23 protein-coding genes are annotated in these 24252 nt (G+C 64.9%); 15 read left to right on the forward strand and 8 right to left on the reverse strand.

Annotated features, from left to right (window positions below; genetic code table 11):
- Window positions 1-123: 123 nt before the first annotated feature.
- The 5 genes from ACIBJI_RS33655 to ACIBJI_RS33675 all read left to right on the forward strand — a co-directional run bounded on the left by ACIBJI_RS33655 (window position 124) and on the right by ACIBJI_RS33675 (window position 7950).
- A complete protein-coding gene (locus ACIBJI_RS33655; RefSeq protein ID WP_397087284.1) occupies window positions 124-2277 on the forward strand; it encodes a hypothetical protein in 2154 nt (717 codons plus the stop codon).
- A gap of 209 nt (window positions 2278-2486) precedes the next feature.
- Window positions 2487-3356, forward strand: coding sequence for a MurR/RpiR family transcriptional regulator (locus ACIBJI_RS33660; protein WP_364359282.1), 870 nt, complete (start codon window positions 2487-2489; stop codon window positions 3354-3356).
- A 41-nt stretch (window positions 3357-3397) separates the two neighbouring features.
- Window positions 3398-4162, forward strand: coding sequence for a beta-phosphoglucomutase family hydrolase (locus ACIBJI_RS33665; RefSeq protein ID WP_364359285.1), 765 nt, complete (start codon window positions 3398-3400; stop codon window positions 4160-4162).
- Window positions 4159-6504 (forward strand): glycoside hydrolase family 65 protein, encoded by a 2346-nt coding sequence (locus tag ACIBJI_RS33670; protein ID WP_396958716.1) that lies wholly within the window; start codon window positions 4159-4161, stop codon window positions 6502-6504. The genes ACIBJI_RS33665 and ACIBJI_RS33670 overlap by 4 nt, the downstream gene beginning before the upstream one ends.
- 18 nt (window positions 6505-6522) lie before the next feature.
- Window positions 6523-7950, forward strand: coding sequence for a lipase maturation factor family protein (locus ACIBJI_RS33675; protein WP_364359291.1), 1428 nt, complete (start codon window positions 6523-6525; stop codon window positions 7948-7950).
- Here ACIBJI_RS33675 and ACIBJI_RS33680 read toward each other — a convergent pair.
- Window positions 7944-8345, reverse strand: a complete 402-nt coding sequence (locus ACIBJI_RS33680) for a nuclear transport factor 2 family protein (protein WP_364359294.1) — start codon at window positions 8343-8345, stop codon at window positions 7944-7946. The genes ACIBJI_RS33675 and ACIBJI_RS33680 overlap by 7 nt on opposite strands.
- A gap of 87 nt (window positions 8346-8432) precedes the next feature.
- Here ACIBJI_RS33680 and ACIBJI_RS33685 point away from each other — a divergent pair, with 87 nt between their 5' ends.
- Window positions 8433-8987, forward strand: coding sequence for a PadR family transcriptional regulator (locus ACIBJI_RS33685; protein WP_397087287.1), 555 nt, complete (start codon window positions 8433-8435; stop codon window positions 8985-8987).
- Here the strand turns inward: ACIBJI_RS33685 and ACIBJI_RS33690 are convergent, their stop codons facing one another.
- Together ACIBJI_RS33690 and ACIBJI_RS33695 are read right to left on the reverse strand one after the other, a co-directional pair.
- Window positions 8988-9641: a VC0807 family protein gene (locus ACIBJI_RS33690; protein WP_396958713.1), complete on the reverse strand. Its 654-nt coding sequence runs from the start codon at window positions 9639-9641 to the stop codon at window positions 8988-8990. It abuts the gene before it with no gap.
- 123 nt (window positions 9642-9764) lie between these two features.
- On the reverse strand, window positions 9765-11087 hold the full coding sequence (locus tag ACIBJI_RS33695; protein WP_397087289.1) for a lipase family protein: 1323 nt from the start codon (window positions 11085-11087) through the stop codon (window positions 9765-9767).
- A gap of 324 nt (window positions 11088-11411) precedes the next feature.
- On the opposite strand from ACIBJI_RS33695, the gene ACIBJI_RS33700 reads away from it, so the two are divergent.
- The 3 genes from ACIBJI_RS33700 (at window position 11412) to ACIBJI_RS33710 (ending at window position 14261) form a co-directional block, all read left to right on the forward strand.
- Entirely contained in the window at window positions 11412-12665 is a 1254-nt protein-coding gene (locus ACIBJI_RS33700) for a helix-turn-helix domain-containing protein (RefSeq protein WP_364359306.1), read from the forward strand.
- Between the two features lie 82 nt (window positions 12666-12747).
- Window positions 12748-13209: a DUF2231 domain-containing protein gene (locus tag ACIBJI_RS33705; protein WP_396958712.1), complete on the forward strand. Its 462-nt coding sequence runs from the start codon at window positions 12748-12750 to the stop codon at window positions 13207-13209.
- Between the two features lie 245 nt (window positions 13210-13454).
- On the forward strand, window positions 13455-14261 hold the full coding sequence (locus ACIBJI_RS33710) for a nuclear transport factor 2 family protein (protein ID WP_364359312.1): 807 nt from the start codon (window positions 13455-13457) through the stop codon (window positions 14259-14261).
- A 39-nt stretch (window positions 14262-14300) separates the two neighbouring features.
- Here ACIBJI_RS33710 and ACIBJI_RS33715 read toward each other — a convergent pair whose 3' ends face one another.
- Window positions 14301-15203 carry a sterol desaturase family protein gene (locus ACIBJI_RS33715; protein ID WP_396958711.1) on the reverse strand — a complete coding sequence of 301 codons (903 nt, stop codon included), beginning with the start codon at window positions 15201-15203 and terminating at the stop codon, window positions 14301-14303.
- A 215-nt stretch (window positions 15204-15418) separates the two neighbouring features.
- Between ACIBJI_RS33715 and ACIBJI_RS33720 the strand changes: the two genes are divergently transcribed.
- The 3 genes from ACIBJI_RS33720 (at window position 15419) to ACIBJI_RS33730 (ending at window position 17791) form a co-directional block, all read left to right on the forward strand.
- Window positions 15419-16582, forward strand: a complete 1164-nt coding sequence (locus ACIBJI_RS33720; RefSeq protein WP_364359318.1) for a histidine kinase — start codon at window positions 15419-15421, stop codon at window positions 16580-16582.
- Entirely contained in the window at window positions 16579-17241 is a 663-nt protein-coding gene (locus tag ACIBJI_RS33725) for a response regulator transcription factor (RefSeq protein WP_364359321.1), read from the forward strand. Before ACIBJI_RS33720 ends, ACIBJI_RS33725 begins: the two co-directional genes overlap by 4 nt.
- A 166-nt stretch (window positions 17242-17407) precedes the next feature.
- Window positions 17408-17791, forward strand: coding sequence for a hypothetical protein (locus ACIBJI_RS33730; RefSeq protein WP_364359324.1), 384 nt, complete (start codon window positions 17408-17410; stop codon window positions 17789-17791).
- Here the strand turns inward: ACIBJI_RS33730 and ACIBJI_RS33735 are convergent.
- On the reverse strand, window positions 17781-18488 hold the full coding sequence (locus ACIBJI_RS33735) for an endonuclease/exonuclease/phosphatase family protein (RefSeq protein ID WP_364359327.1): 708 nt from the start codon (window positions 18486-18488) through the stop codon (window positions 17781-17783). The two genes, ACIBJI_RS33730 and ACIBJI_RS33735, sit on opposite strands and share 11 nt — an antisense overlap.
- A 66-nt stretch (window positions 18489-18554) precedes the next feature.
- Here ACIBJI_RS33735 and ACIBJI_RS33740 point away from each other — a divergent pair, with 66 nt between their 5' ends.
- On the forward strand, window positions 18555-18701 hold the full coding sequence (locus ACIBJI_RS33740; RefSeq protein ID WP_364359330.1) for a hypothetical protein: 147 nt from the start codon (window positions 18555-18557) through the stop codon (window positions 18699-18701).
- On the opposite strand, the gene ACIBJI_RS33745 is transcribed toward ACIBJI_RS33740, so the two are convergent.
- On the reverse strand, window positions 18698-18898 hold the full coding sequence (locus tag ACIBJI_RS33745; protein ID WP_364359333.1) for a hypothetical protein: 201 nt from the start codon (window positions 18896-18898) through the stop codon (window positions 18698-18700). The two genes, ACIBJI_RS33740 and ACIBJI_RS33745, sit on opposite strands and share 4 nt — an antisense overlap.
- Before the next feature lie 269 nt (window positions 18899-19167).
- Here ACIBJI_RS33745 and ACIBJI_RS33750 point away from each other — a divergent pair, with 269 nt between their 5' ends.
- Window positions 19168-20316: an alpha-hydroxy-acid oxidizing protein gene (locus tag ACIBJI_RS33750; protein WP_364359336.1), complete on the forward strand. Its 1149-nt coding sequence runs from the start codon at window positions 19168-19170 to the stop codon at window positions 20314-20316.
- A gap of 1 nt (window position 20317) precedes the next feature.
- On the opposite strand, the gene ACIBJI_RS33755 is transcribed toward ACIBJI_RS33750, so the two are convergent.
- On the reverse strand, window positions 20318-20941 hold the full coding sequence (locus tag ACIBJI_RS33755; protein WP_364359339.1) for a TetR/AcrR family transcriptional regulator: 624 nt from the start codon (window positions 20939-20941) through the stop codon (window positions 20318-20320).
- Between the two features lie 98 nt (window positions 20942-21039).
- Here ACIBJI_RS33755 and ACIBJI_RS33760 point away from each other — a divergent pair, with 98 nt between their 5' ends.
- Window positions 21040-22341 carry a glycosyltransferase 87 family protein gene (locus tag ACIBJI_RS33760; RefSeq protein WP_364359342.1) on the forward strand — a complete coding sequence of 434 codons (1302 nt, stop codon included), beginning with the start codon at window positions 21040-21042 and terminating at the stop codon, window positions 22339-22341.
- Here ACIBJI_RS33760 and ctaD read toward each other — a convergent pair whose 3' ends face one another.
- Entirely contained in the window at window positions 22342-24081 is a 1740-nt protein-coding gene (gene ctaD / locus ACIBJI_RS33765; protein WP_397087291.1) for a cytochrome c oxidase subunit I, read from the reverse strand.
- Window positions 24082-24252 lie beyond the last annotated feature (171 nt).

Below are 24252 nucleotides of genomic sequence, written 5' to 3' on the forward strand. Positions count from 1 at the left end.
GGTATGGCCAGACGGTCGAAGAGGCGGCCGGTCGGGCCGAGGTGGGGATCCGAGGATCCAAAGGGGTGCTGTCCGCGCCCCGTCGTATCCCATGCAATTCGTTGGCGACGGCGTGTCGGCTGGGTGCTGGCCGTCATCTTCGTGCTGTTCGTCTTTCCCGGACTTGTCGGCGGGCTCGCCAGTGCGCAGTACCAGGCCGCCGCGACCGGCAGCAGTGTCTCCGAAATCGACGGCCTCAGCTGGATGCACATCCGCGATTCATTCGGGGTTCCGCTGGCGAACTACGCCTTTGCGACCGATCACGGCGGCGTGCTGGATCCGGGGTCGACGATCCTCTGGGCCATTCTGGGCTTCGAATTCATCGGCTATATCGCCATCGTGACGACCGCCATCTGGTTGATCGGCAATGCGCTGAGCTTCCAGTGGCTCAATATGTTCGGCTCGGCATTGACCGGCGTCGCGGACCGGCTGACCGGCCAGATCGCGACGCCGATGCTGCTGATCACCGCGGCGACGATCGGTGCTTTCTGCGTCGCCTGGTTCTGGATGCGTGGCTATCACGCCAAGGCAATGCTGCAGATCGTCACGATGCTCGGTGTCGCGGTGCTCGGGCCGGTATTCCTGGCCGAGCCGCTGGGCGATGTGCTGTCCTCGGACGGATTGCTCGCCAAGGGTAGGGATTTGGGAATTTCGGTGGCGGCCGGGCTCAACGGCAACAACAACCCGAATCCGAACCAACTGGTGACGACCATGCAGCGCGATCTGGCGGACAACTTCGCCCGCCGCCCGGTGCAGGTGTGGAATTTCGGCCATGTGGTCGACGAGCAACCGGCCTGCCGGTCGGCCTGGTCCACGGGGATGATCGCGGGCGACGACGAACGGGTCCGCAAGGGCATGCAGGGCTGCGGTGATTCCGCCGCCTACGCCAAGGCCCAGAATCCGAGCATGGGGCAGGTCGGCACCGGTCTGATGTTGTTGATCTGTGGCGGCATCCTGTTGGTCTTCGCGGTGGTGCTCGGCATCCGGGTCATCAAGGCCGCGCTGGACGCGATCTATCACGGGTTCATGTCGATATTCGGTTTCGCCGCAGGCGGATTCGTCTACGGACCGACGCAGACCTTTCTGGTTCGCAATATCGTCGACGGCTTTGTCGCGGCGGGCCGGATGACGGCCTACACCATCTTCCTCGGCATCTATGTGCTGTTCATGGGCAATCTTTTCGCGCAGGCGAAGGGGCAGACCATGGCGGTGATCGTCATCGCGGGCACCGTCGAGATCGTCGCCATCTCCCAGCTCAAACGCCTGAGCCGCAGCCTCAGCCGGGGCAACGACTGGATCGCCAACCGGTTCGCGCTCGCCGTGCAGGGGTCTGGAGCGCGCCCTGGCGGTGGAGGCGGCGGGGGATCGGCACTCGGCATGGGTGATGCTCGGGCCGGCGGTTCGCTGCACGGCGGGCTGATGTCCGGGATGGGCATGCTGAACACGATCAATGCGTCACCCGCGACCGCGTGGCTCCTCGGGGCCACGGTGGGCCCGTTGAACCCGCTGGCGCGCAGGAAAAAGGGGATGGATCTCAACAACATTGCCGTCTCGCCGATGGTGCGGCAACTGCACGAGTACAACCACGCTGGCCGCGGAAACTGGCGGGTCAAGGCCGCCGGGCGGTTGACCGGAATAGACCGCGGAACCGGGTCCGCCCTGGGTGTCCAAAATATTCTGGACGGCCTGGGCGACAGTAAGGTCCCGGACGCGATGATCGCTCCGATTCTGCTGGCGATGGGTGCGACCGATCAGCAGGTGATCGATGCCCAGCGTGCGCTGGCCGTCCAGAAGGCCAGCATGAAAGACTACAACCCGAACGGCTTCGCGCCCCTACAGAAGGCGGTCGCTGCGGGGTATGCGGTGGAGAACCACCAAGGCATCGCCGCGCTGCCGGCATTCGCGGGGCAGGCCGTGGTCGCTGCGGACAACTTCGTGCGGCACTCCACTGCACCGATGAACCCGAACGCCGTAGATCACCAGTTCGTGCGGCGGGTCATGAATAGCGACGAACATCAGCTCAGAACCATCACCCCGGACGAATGGCGCAACGTCGGGCGCGATACTCGCCAACACATCGGACGGGAACTGGCGCTACAGCACCAGGAAGCGGCCACGAACTACTACCACAACCAGAACGACGCGAATCTTCTTCAGGCGTTGCAGCTGTCGAACCGCCAACTGGCCAACTTCAACAGCCTCGATCCGAATGGCGGACCCAACCCATGGTCTTCGTAGGCGGGCGTGTGGGCAGGCTGACAATATTCGTTAGGTGAAAGATCCGTGGTCCGGGCTCAGGATGCGGAACCTGATCTCACAGCAAGGGGAACCTATTCGCATAGCCCCGAAAACTGGTAGAAACCTGTGGGTTGAACGTGATTGCCCGGGGGCACTAGAACCAGACGGGCAGTCAGTTATGGTGACGGCCTATCGTTCGAGTACCCCGAATGATCGCGAGGCTCACCGTGCGGGACAGCGCTCCCACTACCTATCAGGAACTACGCGCCGTCCTGCAGCAGCGCTTACCGGAACTGGCCGAGGGCCAACAGCGCATAGCGCGGCTGGTATTGGACGATCCGGAAGGAACCGCATTCCGCAGCATCGGCCAGAGCGCCGAACTGGCGGGGGTGCACCGTTCCTCGCTGGTGCGCTTCGCGACGATGCTCGGCCTGCCCGGCTATCCGGGCCTGGTCGAACTCTGCCGCAGACAACTCGCCGCCGAGGCGTATCTGGTGCGTAGACCCGCCGACGCGCCGCCGCCGAGCTCGAACGACGAGTTCTTCACCGCGATAACCGAATACGACACGAACAATATGTCCCGTACCTTCGCGCGCATTGATCGCGGCGATTGGGACCGGGCGGTAGAGACGCTGGCGCATGCCTCGACCGTGCACGTCATCGGGCTGCGGCGCTGCCTGGCGATCGCATATGCCGCTACCTACCAGCTGCAGTTGGTGCGTCATCGGGTCCGCCAGCTCGGGGCGACTGCCCGGCTGCTGACCGACGAACTTCGCGATATCGAACCCGGCGACGCACTCATCGCGGTATCGATCCGGCGCTACAGCAGTGACACCGTGCGCGCGGTCGAGGCGGCGCGCCGCCGTGGCGCCACCACCATCGCCCTCACCGATGACGCGTCCTCCCCGCTGGCTCGCATCGCCGATGTGACCTTCTATGTCGGAACCGGTTCCCTCACCGTGCTGCGCTCGCTGACCGCCTTCAGCGGACTGGTGCACGCCCTGGTCACCGCCGTCGCACTGCGCCTGGAATCCGTCGGCACCGATAGCGACATCCTCGACGAGCAATTGCTCGAGTAGCCGCGCCGTTTGCCGGTGCCGTCCTCGGGTACCGCTTGGATATGACGCCCAGCCATGATCTCCGGGAGCTCGGATTGCCCGAAACGATCTCGGTGGCGCTGTTCGACCTCGACGGTGTATTGACCGATACCGCGGCGGTGCATCGGCGGGCGTGGAAGGCCGTCTTCGACGAGTTTCTGGCCGGACGGAGCCCCGGCCCATTCCAGCCGTTCACCGAATCGGACTATCTGGGCTATGTGGACGGCCGTTCGCGGGCGGACGGTATCCGTGAGTTCCTTAACTCGCGGGGGATCACGCTGCCGGAGGGCGAACCCGATGCGGCGGAGGGCGAGCCGACCGTACATGGCCTCGGCAATCGGAAGAATCGGCTGCTCCTGTCGTTCCTCGAACGCGACGGTGTACACGTCTTTCCGGGATCGCTGGCCTATTTGAAGGCGACGCGAGCGGCCGGATTGCGGACGGGTGTGGTGACCGCATCGGCGAATGCCCACGAGGTGTTGGCGGTCGCGGAGCTGACCCGGTTCGTCGATGTGTGCATCGACGGAGTCGAAATCGCCAGCCGCGGTCTGCGCGGCAAACCCGCGCCGGACGCATTTCTCGCGGCTGCGCAGGCGCTGGACGTCAAGCCGGAACAGGCGGCGGCGTTCGAGGATGCCATCGCCGGGGTGACGGCCGGTCGGGCCGGTGACTTCGGGTATGTGGTCGGCGTCGATCGAGTGCGCGATGGTACGCAGGCCGAGGCACTGCGTCGGGCCGGGGCGGATGTGGTCGTCACCGATCTGGCCGAGCTCGGGCCACCGCAATGACCGCCGACTGCCGTGGCTTCGAGATCGCGCCATGGCACTTGCGTTGGTGCGGACTGGATCTCGAGGCATTGCACCGAACCGAGTCGATCTTCGCGCTCTCCAACGGACACCTCGGGCTGCGCGGCACTTTTGAGGAGGGCGAGCCGGTCGGCAAGCCGGGCACCTACCTCAACGGATTCTACGAGAAGCGCCAATTGCCTTATGCCGAAGCGGGATACGGCTATCCCGAGGAGGGGCAGACCGTCGTCAATGTGACCGACGGGAAGATCATTCGGCTGCTCGTCGAGGACGAGCCGATGGATATGCGTTACGGCGAGGCCGTCGAGCACGAACGGGTACTGGATTTTCGGTCGGGTACGTTGCGGCGCACCACGGTCTGGACCTCGCCGACGGGTCGGTGCGTGCGAATCCGCTCGGAGCGACTGGTGTCGTTCACCGAACGCGCCCTGGCCGCGATCCGGTACGAGGTCGAACCGCTCGATGACGATCTCGAGCTGGTCATCCAATCGGATCTGCTCGCCAATGAACCGGTTCCGACCTCGCACGGTGATCCCCGGCTCGCGGCCGCACTGGATCACCCCTTGGTCGCGGACTTCTGCACCGCACGGGATTTCTCCGCGGTACTCGTCCACCACACCCGAAGATCCGGGTTGCGCATGGCTGCGGCCATGGACCACGAACTCGAGGTCGACGCGACGCCGCGGTGCACTGTGCACGCCGAGGAGGATATGGCCCGCTTGACGATCGCGGTCGATGTCGCCAAGGGGGAGCGCGTGCGATTGACGAAGTATCTCGGCTACGGATGGTCGAGTCGGCGCTCGGTACCGGCGCTGCGGGCCCAGGTCGAGGCGGCATTGGCCGCCGGCCTCGAGACCGGCTGGGATACGTTGCTGGCCCGGCAGCGCGCGTATCTGGACAACTTCTGGTCCACCGCCGATATCGAGATCGACGGGGATCCGGAACTGCAGCAGGCCGTCCGATTCGCGCTGTTCCATGTTTTACAGGCGGGCGCACGCGGTGAGACCCGCGCGATACCGTCCAAGGGGCTGACCGGGCCCGGCTATGACGGCCATTCATTTTGGGACACAGAGACTTTCGTATTGCCCGTATTGACCTATACGGTGCCGGTGGCCGCCGGCGACGCACTGCGGTGGCGGCACGCCACCCTTGACCGGGCCCGTCAGCGAGCACACGAACTCGGCCACACCGGAGCGATGTTCCCGTGGCGCTCCATCAATGGCGACGAGGGTTCCGGCTACTGGCCGACCGGCACCGCCGCGGTGCACGTCAATGCCGATATCGCCGATGCGGTGGTCCGATATCTCGCCGCGACCGGCGATAAGCATTTCGAAAGAGGATGCGGTGTCGAGTTATTGGTGGAGACCGCGCGCTCATGGGTGAGCCAGGGGCACTACGACACAGCTGGGAACTTCCGGATCGACGGCGTGACGGGTCCCGACGAATACTCCGCACTCGCCGATAACAACATCTATACGAATCTGATGGCACAGCGGAACCTCGATGAAGCCGCCGAAGCCTGTGTGCGCCAGCCGGATATAGCCGAGCAGTTGGATGTCGATGCGGAGGAGATCCGCGGCTGGCGCGACCGTGCCAAACGTATGTTCCTGCCCTATAACGAGAAACTCGGGGTGCACGAGCAATCCGAGGGTTTCACCGACCATGCCCGCTGGGACTTCGCCGCGACGCCGCCGGAGAAGTATCCGCTGATGCTGTATTACCCGTACTTCGATCTGTATCGCAAGCAGGTCGTCAAACAGGCCGACCTGACCTTGGCAATGTACTTGTGTCCCGACGCTTTCACCCCCGGGCAGAAGGCGCGCAACTTCGATTATTACGAGGCACTGACCGTCCGCGACTCATCGCTGTCGGCCGCTGGCCAGTCCGTTATGGCCGCCGAGGTCGGCCATCTCTCGCTCGCCTTCGACTATTTCGCCGAAGCCGCACTGACCGACCTGCACGATCTGCATCACAATGTCGCCAACGGCCTGCATATGGCCTCACTCGCCGGAGCATGGCTATGCTGTGTCTTCGGTTTCGGCGGCATGCGCGACCACCGTGGTGAATTAAGTTTCGCACCACGACTTCCCGCGAATATCGGGCGCTTGGCCTTCCGAATCATCTGGCGCGGCAGTGGCATAGCCGTCGAGATCACCCCCCATTCCGCGACTTATCGACTGCTGTCCGGAGATTCGGTCGTCCTGCGCCACCACGGTCGCGATACGACACTCAGCAAGGTCGCGGTGACGCTGCCGATCCCGCGGCAATCCGATCGACCCGAGCCATTGCTACCCAAGGGCCGGGCGCCATATCGGCGGGGGTAGCGGTACGAAGGAGCGGGCATGCCATCGTTCACCGAGTCCGAGTATTGGTTGGGCAGACTGGTTTTCCAGCACGGCCTGGCCGTCATCTATCTGATCGCCTTCGTGGCGGCGGCGCGGCAATTCCGAGCGCTCATCGGTGCGAAGGGGATGTTGCCGGTGCCCCGATTCGTCCGGCGGGTCGAATTTCGCCGGGCTCCCAGCATCTTCCATTTCCACTATTCGGATCGGTTCTTCGCTTCGATCGCCTGGTCCGGTGCGGCGCTGTCGGCCGCGGTGGTGGCCGGTGTGTTGCATCTGGTGCCGCTGTGGGTGGCGATGCTGCTGTGGGCGGTGTTGTGGGCGCTGTACCTGTCGATCGTGAATGTGGGGCAGGCGTGGTATGCGTTCGGGTGGGAGTCGTTGCTGCTGGAGGCCGGATTCCTGGCGATCTTCCTCGGCAATGATCGGGTCGCGCCGCCGGTGCTGGTGCTGTGGTTGGCGCGGTGGCTGCTGTTCCGGGTAGAGTTCGGCGCCGGTCTGATCAAGGTGCGTGGCGATACCTGCTGGCGCGATCTGACCTGCCTGTACTACCACCATGAGACCCAGCCGATGCCCGGCCCGCTGAGTTGGTTCTTCCATCGCCTGCCCAAACCGCTGCATCGAGTGGAGGTGGCGGCCAATCATTTCGCCCAACTCGTTGTGCCCTGGGGACTTTTCGCACCGCAACCGGTGGCGAGCGTGGCCGCCGCGTTCATCATCGTCACCCAACTGTGGCTGGTGCTGTCCGGCAATTTCGCCTGGTTGAACTGGGTGACGATTCTGTTGGCCACCACTGTGATCGATGTGCCTTCGGCGAAAGCGGTTCTGCCCGTGCCCGATCCGCCGTCGATGCCCGCGGCGGCGCCGTGGTTCGCGGGTCTGGTGATCGCGTGCACTGTTCTGGTGGTGTTGCTGAGCTACTGGCCCGCCCGCAATCTGATTTCGCGCCAGCAGCGCATGAATGCGTCCTTCAACCCACTACACCTGGTCAATACCTACGGTGCGTTCGGCAGTATCGGCCGAACCCGCGAGGAGGTGGTGTTCGAGGGCACCGACGAGGCGCAGATCACCGACCGGACACTGTGGCGGGAGTACGAGTTCAAGGGTAAGCCGGGGGATCCGCGGCGATGGCCACGGCAATGGGCTCCGTACCACCTGAGGCTGGACTGGCTGATGTGGTTCGCCGCGATCTCCCCCTCCTACGCCCGCAGCTGGCTGCTCGCCTTCGTCGAGCGACTGCTGCGCAACGACCCTGCGACCCTGCGGCTACTGCGCCGCTGTCCCTTCCATGATGCGCCGCCGACGTATGTGCGAGCGCGAATCTACCTGTACCGCTTCGCGACTCGGGACGAACTCCAGCACGAGCACACATTGTGGCGCCGCACCCTGGTCGGTGAGTATCTCCCGCCGATGGCGCTGAATCAGTAGTAGCCGCGGCCGGCCGCGCCGCCGGAGGCCGACCAGACCTCGGTGATCAGGCCGGAGGTGAAGCGCAGGATATCGGTGCCGCTCACGTCGACCTGCTCGCCATTCGGTCCGGTGAACGCCGAACCGTACGGCCTTGCCACGAATCCCGTTCGGGTGTCGTCTATTTCGACGACCGGCTCGCCCTGGGGTGTGAACCGGACCCCGGGACGCTGTTCGTGGAATTCGGCGATCCTGGCGGCGAAGGTCTGCGGGTCGTGGATATCGTCGTATTGGCTGGCGCCCGGCTGGGCGTAGCGCAGGGTGAATTCGGGGGCCATGATCTTGTCCGCGAGCGCCAAGTCGCCGTTCCACATCGCGGTCCATTCGTCGAACAGGGTGATGCCGAAGTCGCGCATCGTTACTCCTCGATAGTCTCATTGATACGGTCTCGATGGTATTAACTTATAGTCTCAGTGAGACGGTGTCAATGAGATGGAGAAGGCATGCCGGATCTCGGGCCGCAGGACCACATCGTGCTCGGGCTTATCGCCCGGCATGGACCGCTCACCCCCTATGAGTTGAAGGCCAAGGTCGAGGAGAGCATCGACTACTTCTGGCCGGTGCCGCATGCCCAGCTCTATCGAATTCCCGTGCGCCTGGCCGAGCAGGGGTTGCTCGATGAGGAGGCCGAGCAAGGCGGCCGGCGGCGTCGACTCTTCCATCTCACCGATGCGGGTCGGGCCGAACTGAAGCGCTGGCTCGCCGATCCACAGAGCCCGCCCGCCGAGACCCGCGATCCGGCACAGCTCAAGCTCTTCTTCGCCGATCTGGGCGCTGCGGGTGATGTGGTCGCCCTGGCGAACAGTGAGGCCGCCCAGCATCGTCGCCTCCTCGAGCAGTATCGATCGCTATACACCGATATCGACCCGAACGACAAGGTGCGCGCGGTGTCCCGTGCGCGCATCCTGCGCCTGGGCATCCTGCACGAACAGGCCTATGCCGAGTTCTGGGAAGGCCTCGCCGCCGACCCCGAATATCGGGACCAGCGGCGGAAGTAGTCAGCTGCGGCGGGCGCGCTTGACGAAGCGGACGCTGAGGGCGATCAGCGGGGTGAAGAAGATGATCGACAGGACCGGCGAGAGCCAGGCCATGGTGTGGATGGGCAGTTGATAGGCCAGCAGGATGCGGACGGTGGCTTCCGCGACGAGGCCGACGCCCCAGGCAATGGCCAGGGTATTGAAGCCGCGGCGCTTGGCCGGGTTCGCCCGGTAGGACGCCTCGAATTCGGCGAGCTCGGCCGGTCCGGCGGCCGCGACTGCCTTGCGCGCGGACAGGTAGGTCAGCGGTTTGCCGACCACGGTGCTGATCAGGAAGGCGATACCGACGATCGCGGTGACCGCGGAATCCTTGACGATCATCATCCGGGGGTCGCCGCTGATCAGCGAACCGATCAGACCGAAGGCGAAGACGCCGAGCATGATCGCGGCGAACGGTTCGAGGCGCCGCGTTCGGATCGTCTCGATGAGCAGCACCGCGCCCGAGAACAGGGTGCCGGCGAGCAGACCGGTGAAGTCGCTGTAGCCGAGGCCGGTCAGCAGGAAGTACGCGCCGATCGGCACCGCGACATCGCGGGCGATCGAGGCCAGTGCGCGAATCGGGTTGAAGCGTGGCGCGGCGGTCGGCTCCGCCGCGGACGGTGCGGTGGTCGTCATTACGGGTGCTCCTGGCTGGTGAATTCGGCTGTGCACTACGCGAAATGACGTTACGGATCGACGGTGGGCGACAAATCTGCCAACCATCACGGGTCCGGCATGACAACTGTCATGCCGGACCGCCTACCGACGGAACTGTCGGATCGGCCTGCCTGCGAGCATACGCACGAAAAGCGCGGCAAAACGCAAGTGGCCCAGTGCCTCTCGTCTCGTGAAGGCGACCGACCACACCGTTCTCGTGCCCGCCGCGGGCAGTGGACGATTGTCGAATCGATCCGCCACCCAGTTCATGGTGGCCGGTGCGCCGATGAACAGCAGCGGCATATGCAGGCTGAGGCGGTCGCGCAGATAGCGCACATGCGCGCCGCGGACCGTGTAGCGGGCAACGTGCTGGTCGATATCGTCGACGGCGATGAGCTCGTCATTGACGCCCTGGATGACGAGCATCGGCATGGCGGGCGCATGCACGCCGGGACGGATATCGGCCATGATCTGCTGCAGGCCCGGTTCGGCGAGTAGATCGGCGAAGGTGCGGTGGCTGTAGTCGTCGACGTTCTTGCCCATCAACCGGAACAGCAGATGGAGTGTGGTGCGCGTTTCGGCATCGGTGAGCAGATCGAGGAATTCGGTCTTCACATGGGCGCGCAGGATGCGATCCAGATCCGCGTAGGCTCGGCGCAGTCCGGCCACGCACACCGTCGCGAAACCAGCGAAGAAGGTGCCGTTCAACCGCGCGAAGGCCGAACCGGGATCGCCGACCGGTGAGCCGGCGACCGCGCCGACGATATCGAGTTCGGGTGCGTATTCGGCCGCCAGTTCCGCCGTCCAGGCGGTGGCGAGGCCGCCGCCCGAATAACCCCACAGCGCAACGGGAGTCGCATCGGTCAGGCCGAGCGGGGCGAAGCGCAGGCTCGCGCGGATGGCGTCGAGGGATCGGTAGCCGGGTTCGCGTGGCACGCCGAAATGTCCGGTCAGCCCGCCGTGGTCGGGCACCGAGATCGCCCAGCCGCGGGCCAGTGCGTAGGTGATGACGGGCAGTTCGATCTGCGGAATCGAGCCGAGCGCCCGCGCGCCCCGCCGCAACGCGTATGACGGCAGACATTTCGAGCTGACGCCGTCGATGGCGCACTGGAAAGAGACCAGCGGCCGCGGCTCGCGCAGGTCGGCACCCCATGGCAGCAGCACCGTGGTAACCGCCGCCTCCGCGGTGCCGTGCAAGTTGCTGGTGCGGTACAGCAGCTGCCAGGCCGAAAACTTCAGTGGCACACGGCCGAACAGTGCGAGCTCGACCGCACGCGTCCGCAGGATGGTGCCGGGGGCGAAGCGTGCGAAACCGGCCGGCGGCCGATAGAACCGATCCAGCTCCGGTTGTAGTGGCCGACCCGAACGAAACATTTCGGCAACCGGGTGTGCCGGTTCCCTTCCGGCGTCGGCCTGCACGCTCATTCCTGTACATCCTTTCGAAGGCGCACCGGCACGGTGTCTTATTTGAAATGACGCCGGAATACCGATACTCAACGTAGCAATGCGGGGAGGGAAAAATAATTGTCCCGAAACACAATTGAGGCGGGTGTTTTTCTCCTAACCGCTGTGTCGACGGTGACTGTCGTCACTCGGAGCGCAGTGGAACGCGCAGGTGAGCAGGGTCATGCTGAGATGAGTTGTCACTACACACGGACGAGAAGAATCCACGGAAATCTTGTCTTCAGAGACAAACCGAGCGATTACGAGATTCATCAGTAAATGGCTGGGTTGGGTAACGTGCAAGTCATGCCCGTGGTCCTGCCCCCGCTGTCCAAAGACGCCCCGATAATCGCCCGACTGGTTCGTCGGTTACCCGAAATCGCCGAACGCATGCTCGCGGCGGGCCTGGGCTCGACACCGCCGGCCGCGGATCTGCCGGACGGGCATTTCACCGACGAGGTGCTGCCCGCGATCGCCGGATGCGGCCAGGCCTTCCTGCGTGCGGTCCAGGAGCAGCGGGTGTTCACCGGGGCCGAGGTGATCGAATTCGTCGGTCCGGTGGCCGAGCGGCATGCCGAGGACCGAATTCCATTGGGGCTGTTGATGCATGCGGTACACGGCTCCGGTCAGGTGATCCTGCAGGAGGCGGCGACAGTGGCCACGCCGGAGGACATGCACGATCTGATCGCCTTCGGCGCTCGGCTGCTCGATCTGCTGCGGGATATCAATGTCGCCGTGGTGGAGGCGTATACCGATGTGGAGCAGTCGATCTACCATGCCGAACGCGAGGCGCGTCGGGCGCTGTGTTCGGCGCTGTTGCGTGGCCAGGCCGCGGAGGAACTGGCGGCACGCGCGGATGTCGTTCTCGCGGAACGTTATACCGTGCTCGCCATTCACATCCGGCCGGACGATCACCCGATCGTGGTCGCCGATCTGCTCACCCGTCGTCGAATCCGGGTGTTGCAACGGGCATTGGACGGGATCGCCGGAACCAAGGCGTTGAGCACATTCGACGGCACGACCGGAATCGCGCTGCTGCCCAGCGGATCCGATTCCAAGGAGTACGAGCGGCTGGCCGCCGAACTCACCGAACAGTTCGGTGTCGATGTCTTCCTCGCCGAACGTCGCGCGGTCGAGCGGGAGCTGCTGCCGCATGCGGTACAGGAGGCGACCGATCTGGCCGAACTGGCCCGCCTGCTCAACCGGCCGAGCGGACTGTACGACCTGGATGATCTACTACTCGAGTATCAGCTGACCCGTCCGGGTCCGGCCCGGGACCGGCTTGCCGACCGCATTGCCCCGCTGCTGTTGCGCTCGCATCTGTTCGAGGCGCTGGAGGCGCATCTGCGGCACGGATCCGATCGCAAGGCGGCTGCGGCCGAGGTGCACGTGCACCCCAATACCTTCAGCTATCGGCTCAAGCGCATCGCCGAACTCACCGGTATCGATCCGAGTGAGCCCAACGGTTCGCGGTTACTGGCGGCGGCGCTCATGGTGCATCGGTTCTATCCGGTCGGTGAGGCGGCGGAGGTCGTCGAGGGGGACCGATTGCCGGGATGAACCGAGTACCGCGCTGATCCGTGAGGTGAGGGAGATACTTGGGCCGCACCGCTGCTGCGGTCACGAACGCTGGGAGCGCCTCATGTCGACGATCAACGGGTTACCCGCGCACGTGCTGCTGGTGCACCTCATCGTGGTCTTCGTACCGCTGACCGCGGGGCTGCTCATCTTGTCGGCAGTATGGCCTCCGGCTCGCCGGCGGCTGATCTGGCTGGTTACCGCGTTGGCCGCGATCACTGTCGCCCTGACACCGGTGACGACCGAGGCGGGGGAGTGGCTTCAGCACAAGCTCGGCGGATCTCCCGCCATCGATGAGCACGCGGATCTCGGCAACACGATGATCTACTTCGTGGTGCCGCTATTGCTCGTAGCGGCCTTGCTCATCGTCGTCCACCTGCGCGATGAGCATGGTCGTCCGGTGGGGCGCGTGGTCACTGTGCTGGCGGCGGTATTGGCGATCGCCGCCGGCGGTGCGGCGACCACACAGGTGTATCGCATCGGAGATTCGGGCTCGCATGCCGTGTGGGGTGCCCAAGCGCCGTAACGCCATGTTCTCGATCGCTTCGGGCCGCGTTCGGTGCCGCCGCGCGGACCACAACCATGCCGCGGTTCGGACACGACACGGCAATCGTCTCGATCAACGCCCCATTGAAGGGCCCCGGAATCGTCACGTTCCCGCGCAGATTGCGCACGATCGATTTCGAGTGGACCAGGCACTTCTCATCGACCCGCCGGCGCCGAAATTAGAACATGTTCTACCATGTGACGCAGTAGCTAGGAGGAACTGCCATGCCGCTGGATTCGAAAGCCAAGGACCTGATCGCGGCCGTCCAGGCGTCACCGCGTGCGGTGGCGGCACATGACAAGGCGGCCTGGGTCGAGTTGTTCACCGCCGAGGCGACGGTCAACGATCCGGTCGGTTCCCGCCCACATATCGGCCGCGCGGCGATCGAACGGTTCTACGACACCTTCATCGGCCCCAATACCATCGCCTTCCAGGTCGACCACGACTTCGTCGGCCCGTCGACCGTAGTCCGCGACCTGCTGATCCGCACCACCATGTCGACCGGCGCCACCGTCGCGGTGCCCATGCACCTGCGCTACGACCTCGTCGAGGAGGACGGCGTCTGGAAGATCACCCGGCTGGCCGCCCATTGGGAGTTGGCCGCGATGATCGTGCAGCTGCTGCGCACCGGACTGCCCGGACTCGGCGCCGCACTGAAATTGGGCCCGCAGCTGATCGCCAATCAGGGCTTCGACGGCATGCTCGCCATGATGCAGGCACTGCGCGGTATCGGCCGATCGGGCAAACGCGTTGCGGCCCAGATATTCTCGGCCGCTGCGGCGACGGATATCTCGCGGGTTCGTCGGCTGCTCGGCGAGCGCACGACCATCGAACTCCCGGCCGGAACCAGAATCTCGCTGGAGGAATTCACGAATCGGGCGCGAAATATGCAGTGGGACAAGCTGATCGCGGCCGGACGCACGGTGAGTGCGAGTGTCCGGCTCGACGCGGCCCAAGGTGTCGCATTCGTCGACTTCGCCCCTGACAGTCGACGAATCACCGGCATTCGCATATTCATTCACTCGATCTAGCGGCAGTCCGCGGCGGCCGTAAGCCGCCGCGGAAGGAAACTATGCGGCGACCGAGCCCTCGCGCGCTGAGGCTGGGATGACCTGCGGATCGACCTGCGCCGCTTCGGTCCAACCGGGCGGGCCGAAGATGTATCCGAGGCGCCCGCGCCACGTATTCGCATGGCGCACATCGCTGATCAGCGCCCCGAGTTCGTGGTAGTTGACTTTCAGCGGGTTGTCGGTGCCGATGTTCTTGGTGAGGCCGTAGCGGATGGGTTCGCTCTCCGCGGCGAAACTGCCGTAGAGCCGATCCCAGATGATGAAGACGCCGCCGTAGTTCTTATCGATATAGGGCTGATTCGAACCGTGGTGGATGCGGTGATGCGCCGGGGTGTTGAACAGGAACTCGATCGGGCGTGGCAGGGTCCGGATGCGCTGGGTGTGGATCGGGAACTGGTAGAGCAGCCCGATGGTCTGCAGCAGGAAGATCATCCACGCCGGCATGCCGATCAAAGCCGCTGGCACCCAGGCGAATCCGCGCACAATGGTGGCGGCCGGATGCACCCAGGGCAGGCGGATGGCAGTGGACAGATTGAAGTACTGACTGGAGTGGTGGACGCTGTGCGAGGTCCACAGCAGCCGGACCCGATGGTCGGCTCGATGGGCCCAGTAGTAGCAGAAGTCGGTGACCACCAGCCCGAGCACCCACACCCACCATGTGGTCGGCGACAGGTGCAGCGGGGTGATCGCGGCCGCGACCACCACCGCCGAGAACGGAATCAGATACTGCAGCACCGGCTTCAGGAATCGGCCGAGCAGATAGGTGGTGATATTGGAGGCCATATCCCGCCCGGAGTGACCGTTGGCCGGGCGATCCGGATCGCGGCGATAGTCGATCCATTCCACGAACATGAGTACGGCGAACGCCGGTATGGCGTAGATGAATAACTGCGCACCGATCACGATGGCTCCTCCACTCTGCTGCTTCACCGCCACGTTACGGGCGCTGGCCTGGGAAAACATCGCGCTGACGAGGGATTTGCGGTCCCCCGGACGGGGGATGTGCCGCGGCTGGCGCCCAGGCAGAGTTCGGTCCGAGGAATACGGGCGAACGCTGGGTAGGATCGCCCGCGGACGGCTCGACCCGGACTGTGCGAAGGTGGTGCGAACTGTTGGATGTGAGCAGATCGCTGGCCCGCCAATCGCTGGTGGTCGCGGCCGCGGCCGCGGCGGTCGATGCCGCGATGTTGACGTTGAATGGGATCTTCGCGGTGGCCCCGTGGCAGGCCACCGCAGTGCTGATCGCCATCGTCGCGGCCGATCTCGCATTGGCCGCGCCGCCGCGCACCGCCGGTGCGGTGGCCTTGATCCAGGTGGCGCTGCGACTGGCCGAGGCCCTGATGCTGCACCGACACGGCTTTGCCGCACGCTTCGCCGACGTCGGCTTCTTGGTGGCGGGATATCGAGCCGGCGCCTGGATGGTCGGTCCGAAATCGGTGCTGACCGTCTTTACGATGAGTGCGGGCTTCGCGAGCGCGCATCTGCTGATCAGCAGCAATACCTCACACGATTGGCGGCTGCTGCTGGCGTCGACGGTGTCGGTCGGTGTGGTGCCATGGCTGGTCGGTCGGTATACGGCGGCGCGGGGCGCGTATATCGCCGATCTGGAGCAGCAGGCCAAGTTACGTGAACAGGAGCAGCGGACCGCACTCGCCCGCGCCGTCGCCGAGGAACGCGCCGCCATTGCCAGAGATCTGCACGATGTGATCTCCCATCACGTCAGCGCCATCGGTATCCATGCCGGTGCGGCGCGAATCGCCATGGCCGACACCGGGAATGCCGCGGCCACCCGATCGCTGACCGCGGTGGAATCGAGTAGCCGTGCGGCCATGGTCGACCTGCGTCGCCAACTCGATCTGCTACACGGGCGCGAGGAGGACGGGCAGCGCCAGCCCGGGCTCGCCGATATCGAGGATCTGCTGGAACGGGTGCGCGCGGCAGGTCTGGCCGCCGATTTCATCGTGCGCGGTGCGGCCGTCGAGCTGCCGGATTCGCTGAATCTGACGCTGTATCGCATCGTGCAGGAGATGCTGACCAATGCGCTGCGCCATGGCGACGGCGCGCACGCGCAGTTGGTCGTGGACTATCAGCCGAACCGGGTGGTGTTGGAGTCGATCAATCCACTCGCCGACACCGCCGATATGGGCGATACGGCGGAGCACCGTGGACTCAGCGGGATTCGTCAGCGCGCCGAATTATTCGGCGGCGAACTGCGATTCGGTCCGGACGATGCGCAAACCCATTGGCACACCAGGGTTGCCATGCCGATCGGAGGTTCGTGAACGCACCGGTCCGCGTATTGATCGCCGATGACCACAGCATGTTCCGCTCCGGACTGCGCGCGGTCGTCGACAGTCAGGACGATCTCGAATGCGTCGCCGAGGTGGGCGACGGTCGCAGTGCCATCACCGAAACCGCCCGGCTGCGCCCGGATGTCGCGATTCTGGATGTGCGCATGCCGAAGCTGGACGGACTCGCGGCCACTTCGGCAATTGTCGCGGCGGGCGGCACCCGCGTCCTCGTACTCACCACCTATGACAGTGATGCCAACCTCTACCGCGCACTGCAGGCCGGGGCCAGCGGGTTCCTACTGAAAAGCCTGCCGCCGGAGGAACTGGTGGCCGCCATCCGAATCGCGGCCCGTGGTGATGCCCTGATCGATCCGTCGATGACGCGACGGTTGATACTGCGGTTCGCGGGCACGCTGGCTCCGCCGGACACCCCACCAGAGGTGCAGCAGTTGACCGCCCGGGAGCGAGAAGTATTGCTGCTTCTGGCCGATGCGCGCAGCAATGCCGAGATCGCCGCGGCACTCGGCGTCGGCGAAGAGACGGTCAAAACACACGTATCCCGAGTACTCGCGAAACTCGGTGTGCGCGACCGCCTTCACGCTGTCGTGTACGCACACAAGCACGGCCTCGTCTCCCCACACGGCGGCTAGTGCCGCGTATTTCGCTGTTGACGTCCCGGACCGCCGGAACACGCTATTGCGCGCGGTTAACTCAGGCACCGGTTCGCGCGATAATCTCCAGTGAAGCCCCGGACCATCCCCTTCGGCCCGGGGCTTCGCCCCGCATCGGGACGCATTGCATGGCACGCTGGCGTCCGTGTCTGAATCGCCGAATCTCACAGATCAGGGCCGGATCGCGGCAGTACTGCGTTTTACGACCGAGCTCATCGCCTGGGTCGCGACGCCATGGGCGCTGGCTGGGCATTCGGTTGTGCTGGCCGTGTTTTCGGTGATTGCGCTGATCGGGCTGCCCACCGTGTTCGCCACGCCCGGTGACAAGAAGCAGGTGCTTGTCGCCGTACCGGGGTGGGGCACCATCGCGCTGGTAGTTCTGCAACTGGTCGCGGCGGTCGTCGCGGCCTGGATGGTCTGGCCGGTGTGGCTCGCCGTCCCGGTAAGTGTGTTGGCGGTGCTCACCGCGATCGTGGAGCTGCCGCGCTGGCGCTGGCTGTGGCGTGCCGGCGGTCTCGTTATCCGGTGATGGTCGCGCGGACGAAATTGTGGTCGGAGAGGCCGTCGACCGCCACGACGGAGGCGTCCTGGACGGTCGTGCCACGCACGATGACATGGTCGATGAACTGCGATTTGGTGCCTGATGTGCGCGGACGGGTCGGCGCGGAGGCCGGTGGCAGCTCGGCGATGGTGAAGTCGGGGCCGAGTGCGGATGCCACTTCAGCGCGGTCGATATTGAAGTCGCCGAGTAGCACCGTGGCACGGTCCGGTGGCGCGAGTTCGGCCAATCGGGTCAGCTGGCGGGTACGGCGCAGATCACCGGTCACATGGGTTGCCACAATGATCACGCCCGCCGTTTCGACGGCGAGTGCGCCGTTGCCGGGATCGTTTTCGAACGATTCGGCCGCGATTTCTCGGCCCGGTTCGTCGAGGACCAGGACGAGATGTTCGGTGGGATCTCGCAGTGCGGTGGTTCCATTGCGCGGTCGCGGGACGCGCGGATAGCGCAAGGCGTGAATGTCCTTGTCGGACAACGATGATCGCAGGTTCGCCAGTTGGTCGCCGCTGACCTCCTGTAGCGCGATGACCTGTTCGGGCCGTTCGGCGATCCAGGCAGTTACCGCGGCAATGCGCGCCACTTCATCGGGCCAGCGGGTCGCGATATCGGAGCTCCAATTCTCCGCGTGCACACGGTGCAGGACATTCCAACTGGCCACTGTGATCACAGTTCACGATGCTAATGCCGTATTCGATGTCATCGGCGAGCCGGATGGCCTTGTCCGCCTGGGCGAATGCGTCGTCCCACCGCGCACGCGCTCGACCTCGAGGTCATGCTGTCCATCGGCGGCCGGGAACGCACCGCGGCCGAATACGGCGGCGGCTTTTCAGCTGCGCCGGGTGGTCGCCACGGCAGGGTCGCATTCGATTGTCGAGGCTAGAACTCGCCACTGGTCGCCGGATCGGCCAGCGCGCCCTCCGCGGTCCGTAATCGGTCGGTGAGTGCCGTGAGTAGGTCCATGGACTCGGTGGATAGGCCGAGCGCCAGCTGCACCAGGCGGCGTAGCGGACGACTCTTGATCTGATCGGCCACCAGAAGGTCGTGGTCACCAGGTCTATCGAGGTAGTCGAGATTCACGGCGCGGTTCTCACAATCTGTCAGCTGCTCGGTGGATTACCCGTCGCTCCAGCGGTTAGTCGCGCTACAGCAGGTACGGCCGTCGGACCTCGATGCGCAGGTCATCCGGTGCGAACACCACGAAACTGTGACGCACATCGCACAGAGTCCTTCGCTGTGCCGTGGTCGAATGTTTCGCGGTTCGTCCGGCGTTGATCATGGACATTAGCGTCTAATATTCCGGCAAGCGGAGGCTACCCCTCCGATCGACCCTACCGAAGGGCAGAACAGTGGCGTTCGCGGACTATCAGAACGAGATCTACTTCGCCGCCCTCGGCGGACACGCCCCGGAGTTCCCCATGGACTTCGCGACGCTCGAGGCGAAGGCATCGGCCGCACTGCCCCCTACGCTGCACTCCTATATCGCGGGCGGAGCCGGTGACGAGTTGACCCAGCGGCGCAATGTCGAGGCATTCGAGGACTGGGGTGTGCTGCCGCGGATGCTCGTCGGTGCGACCGAGCGCGACCTGTCGGTGCACGCCTGGGGACTCACCTTTCCCAGCCCGATCTTCATGTCCCCGGTCGGCGTGATCGGTTTGGTCGGCGATAAGCACGGCGACATCGCGGTCGCCGAGGCGGCGGCGAAAACCGGTGTGCCCGCGGTCTTCTCGACGCTCATGGAGGATCCACTGGAGGAGGTCGTCGGTCACGCGGGTGCGACGCCGAGCTTCTTCCAGCTGTACACACCGAAGAATCGCGACCTGGCGGCGAGTCTGGTGAGCAGGGCCGAGGCGGCCGGATATCGCGGCATCACGGTCACCTTGGACACCTGGGTTCCGGGCTGGCGGCCGCGTGATCTGTCGATCGGGAACTTCCCGCAGTTGCGCGGGCACGTGCTGAAGAACTACACCTCCGATCCCGTTTTCCAGAAGATGGTCGGCTCGGACGATCCGCAGTCCATCGTGCTGCACTGGGTGCAGACCTTCGGAAATTCGCTCACCTGGGACGATCTCGAGTGGCTTCGGTCGCTGACCGAGTTGCCGATCGTCCTGAAGGGCATCTGCCATCCCGATGACGCGCGCCGCGCGATCGATGCTGGCGTCGACGGCATCTTCTGCTCGAATCACGGTGGGCGCCAAGCCAATGGCGGTCTGAGCGCACTGGAGACGCTGCCCGGGGTGGTCGAAGCCGTTGCCGACCGGGTGCCGGTGCTTTTCGATTCCGGTGTGCGGTCGGGCACCGATGTGATCAAGGCGCTCGGCCTGGGTGCGACGATGGTCGGCATCGGCCGTCCGTATGTGTACGGCCTTGCGCTGGGCGGGGTTTCGGGTCTGGTGCACGTGCTGCGGATGATTCTGGCGGAGGCGGATCTGCTCATGGCGGTGAACGGCTATCCGGATATCGCCGCGGTGCGCGAGAATATCCGGCCGAGGCGCTGAATTACGGTGTCATCAGGCTGATCAGGAATCGGGTTAGCACCTCGGTGATCCCGGCGAGGTCGGTCTGCTCGTCACCGGTGCTCCACTGGTGTACCAGTGCGAGCAGTGCGCCGAAGTATCCGGTTACGGCCGTGTGGAAGCCACCCGGCGGCTCGAAATCGGGTCCGAGCGCCCGCCGCATTTGGTCCTCGAAGAAGTCCATCCACAGCGCCCGCTGCTCCATCCTGCGCTGCTCGACCCGCTCACCGACCCCGACGACCTCCACATGCGCGATCCGGGCCACGCGCGGGTCACGTCCGATCGCTTCCGCGTAAGCCCGCACCGCCGCCTGTGCCAGGCCGACCGCGTCACCCGATGCCGCCGTCCCGGCGGTGACCGCCTGCCTGGCCTCGGTCTGGATCCGGTCGTACACCGCGATCAACAGATCCTCGCGGTTGTCGAAATGCTCATAGAACTGGCTGCGCGCCAATCCGGCCGCCCGGCACAGCGCGGTAATCGAACTGTTCTGGTAGCCGCTCTCCCCGAATACCACGACCCCGGCGGCCAGAAATTGCTCTCGCCGCTGCGCACGGCGGTCGGCGACAGGCCGTCCGTCGTACATCCGCGATGAGGAGCCAGCAGGCATCCGAGGACCATACCGGTCCTACCCAGCGGTGTGCGCCGCACGCGCAGTGCCACTACCGTAGGTCGGCGAGTCCGGACCCCGATCGCTGGGAGATGAGCGTGCCTGTATCGACGATCGAGAACACGGCGGCGCCGACCGCGGCGCCGACCGAGCCCGAAAGCCGCACCATTCCCGCCTCGGCGTTCTGGGTGATCTCGATCCTCGGGACGGTCGCCGGTGTGTACTACATCCACCAGGTGCGCGAAACGATGCAGGTCATGATGCATCTGATGGATCTGGGCGTGTATCAGATCGCCGGGCACCGGGTGGTCGACGGTGCCTCCATCTACGACACGCCGCTGCTTGGGCACACCCGCGGCGTCTGGGAGTTCGTCTACACGCCGTTCGCCGCGCTGCTGTTCGTCCCGCTGGTCAATCTGCACGGTGAGGTCTTCACCTATGTCGGTGCCTTCGGCAACTTCGCCATGCTCACAGCGTCGGTGTGGGCGGCACTGTCGATGCTCGGCTACCGACGCGACCTGCGGTTGGTGCTGATCGGCGTGCCGATCGCCGGCCTGCTGATGTGGTGCGAGCCGGTGCGCGAGACCATGGCCTTCGGTCAGATCAATATCTTGTTGCTGTTGCTGGTGCTCGCCGATATGGCGCTGCCCGATACCTCGCGCTGGAAGGGCGTGCTGACCGGGATCGCGGCGGGCATCAAACTCACCCCCGCCTTCTTCGTGGTCTATCTGCTGGTCACCCGCAAGTATCGGGCGGCCGTGACGGCCATTGCCGCATTCGCGGCGACCGTGCTCGTTGGTCTCGCGGCCATGCCCAAGGACTCGCTGACCTTCTGGAGCGGTGCATTCGCCGACCCCAAGCGCGTCGGTGTGCCGGATAATCCGCGCAACGAATCACTGCGCGGCCTGCTCGCGCGCACCGTCGGTGTCGAGGGTGTGCACCAATTGCTTTGGCTGGCAGGTGCTTCCGCTATTGCCGTGGCCTGCCTGTATCTGGCACGTCGGCTGTCGCTGACCGGATGCGAACTGCCCGCGGTGGTGCTTGTCGGACTCACCACCACCGCGGTGTCCCCGTACAGCTGGGTCCACCACTGGGTCTGGCTCGCACCTCTGCTGGTCTATCTGGCAGACCTCGCCTTGCGCAGACGCGGTGCGGTCGCGTCGATCGGGCTGCTCATCGCAGTGATGGTCGCATCCGGAGGTGTGATCGCCTTCTTCGACCCGACCATGAGCAGCATCTACGACTATCCCGCGGGAAGCCACCTCGCGACATTCGTCCACAACGGATACATCTGGCTGACGCTCGCATTGTTCGGCGCAGCCGCCGTTGCGCTGCGACATTCGGCACGTGACCCGCTGCGACATTCGGCACGCGACGCGCTACCCGCCGCGGCGCGGTAATCAGGACTCCGAACCGGAAGCCTCCGCCTTCCCCTGTTCCGCGACCGCGGCGGCGTGTTTGCCCGAGCCCCAGCCGACGTGCAATTCGGAGCGCATGCGATCGGCCATGTGCGGGTAGTGCAGCTCGAATGCGGGACGCTCGGAACGGATTCGGGGCAGTTCGTAGAAGTTGTGCCGCGGCGGCGGGCAGGTGGTAGCCCACTCCAGCGAGTTGCCGTAACCCCACGGATCATCCACGGTGACCACTTCGCCGTAGCGGTAGCTCTTGAACACGTTCCAGATGAACGGCAACATCGACGCGCCCAGGATGAAGGCGCCGATGGTGGAAATCGTGTTCAGCGTGGTGAAACCGTCACCGGGCAGGTAGTCGGCGTAGCGGCGCGGCATGCCCTCGGCGCCCAGCCAGTGCTGGACCAGGAAGGTGGTGTGGAAGCCGACGAGCGTGGTCCAGAAGTGCCACTTGCCCAGGCGCTCGTCCAGCATGCGGCCGGTCATCTTCGGGAACCAGAAATAGATACCCGCGAATGTCGCGAAGACGATGGTGCCGAACAGCACGTAGTGGAAGTGCGCGACGACGAAGTATGAGTCGGTGACGTGGAAGTCCAGCGGCGGCGAGGCCAGGATGACGCCGGACAGACCGCCGAAGAGGAAGGTGACCAGGAAGCCGAGGGAGAACAGCATCGGTGTCTCGAAGGTCAGCTGGCCGCGCCACATGGTGCCGATCCAGTTGAAGAACTTCACACCGGTCGGGACGGCGATCAAGAAGGTCATGAACGAGAAGTACGGCAGCAGCACCGCGCCGGTGGCGTACATGTGGTGCGCCCACACCGCGACCGACAGCGCGCCGATGGCCAGCGTCGCGTAAACCAATGTGGTGTAACCGAATAGCGGCTTGCGACTGAACACCGGGAAGATCTCGGTGACAATGCCGAAGAACGGCAGCGCGACGATATACACCTCGGGATGTCCGAAGAACCAGAACAGGTGCTGCCACAGCACGATGCCGCCGGTGCCGGAATCGTAGATATGCCCGCCGAGGTGGCGGTCGTAGGCCAGCGCCATCAGAGCCGCAGTCAGAATCGGGAAGGCAAGCAGGATCAGGATGCTGGTGACCAGGATATTCCATGTGAAGATCGGCATCCGGAACATGGTCATACCGGGGGCGCGCAGGCAGACCACCGTGGTGATCATATTGACGCCGCCGAGAATGGTGCCGACACCGGAGACCGCCAGCCCCAGGATCCACAGATCCGCGCCCGCTCCCGGCGCGTGCTCGATGGTGCTCAGCGGGGTGTAGCCGGTCCACCCGAAGTCGGCGGCGCCGCCGGGCGTGACGAATCCCGCCGTGGCGATGGTCGCGCCGAACAGGTACAGCCAGTAACTGAGGGCATTGAGTCGGGGGAACGCCACATCCGGCGCACCGATCTGCAGCGGCAGCACGCAGTTGGCGAAGCCGAACAGGATCGGCGTCGCGTAGAACAGCAGCATGATCGTGCCGTGCATGGTGAACAGCTGGTTGAACTGCTCGGTCGACAGGAACTGCATACCGGGGCGGGCCAGCTCACCGCGCATCAGCAGCGCGATGAGACCACCGATGAAGAAGTAGGTCATCGCGCTGGTCAGATACATGACCCCGAGCACCTTCGGATCGGTGGTCGTGAGCATTTTCCAGAAATAGGAGCCCTTCGGCCCGACCCGCTGCGGATAGGGCCGAACAACTTCGAGTTCAGTCGTAACCACGGCCGTCGCCACCTTCCGATCGCCGATCAGCCTTGTCCGGATTATGCGCCTCTTCTATTTCCGACATGCGCGCTTTGCACCATTGCCGCCGACATGTCTGCTTCCACGGTATGACTCCGGCTGCGACCACGGTGGGATGTGCTCCGGGTACGCGCGCCGCCCCGGAGGCTG

The sequence above is a fragment of the Nocardia sp. NPDC050408 genome, from assembly GCF_044458905.1.
Classification (GTDB): domain Bacteria; phylum Actinomycetota; class Actinomycetes; order Mycobacteriales; family Mycobacteriaceae; genus Nocardia.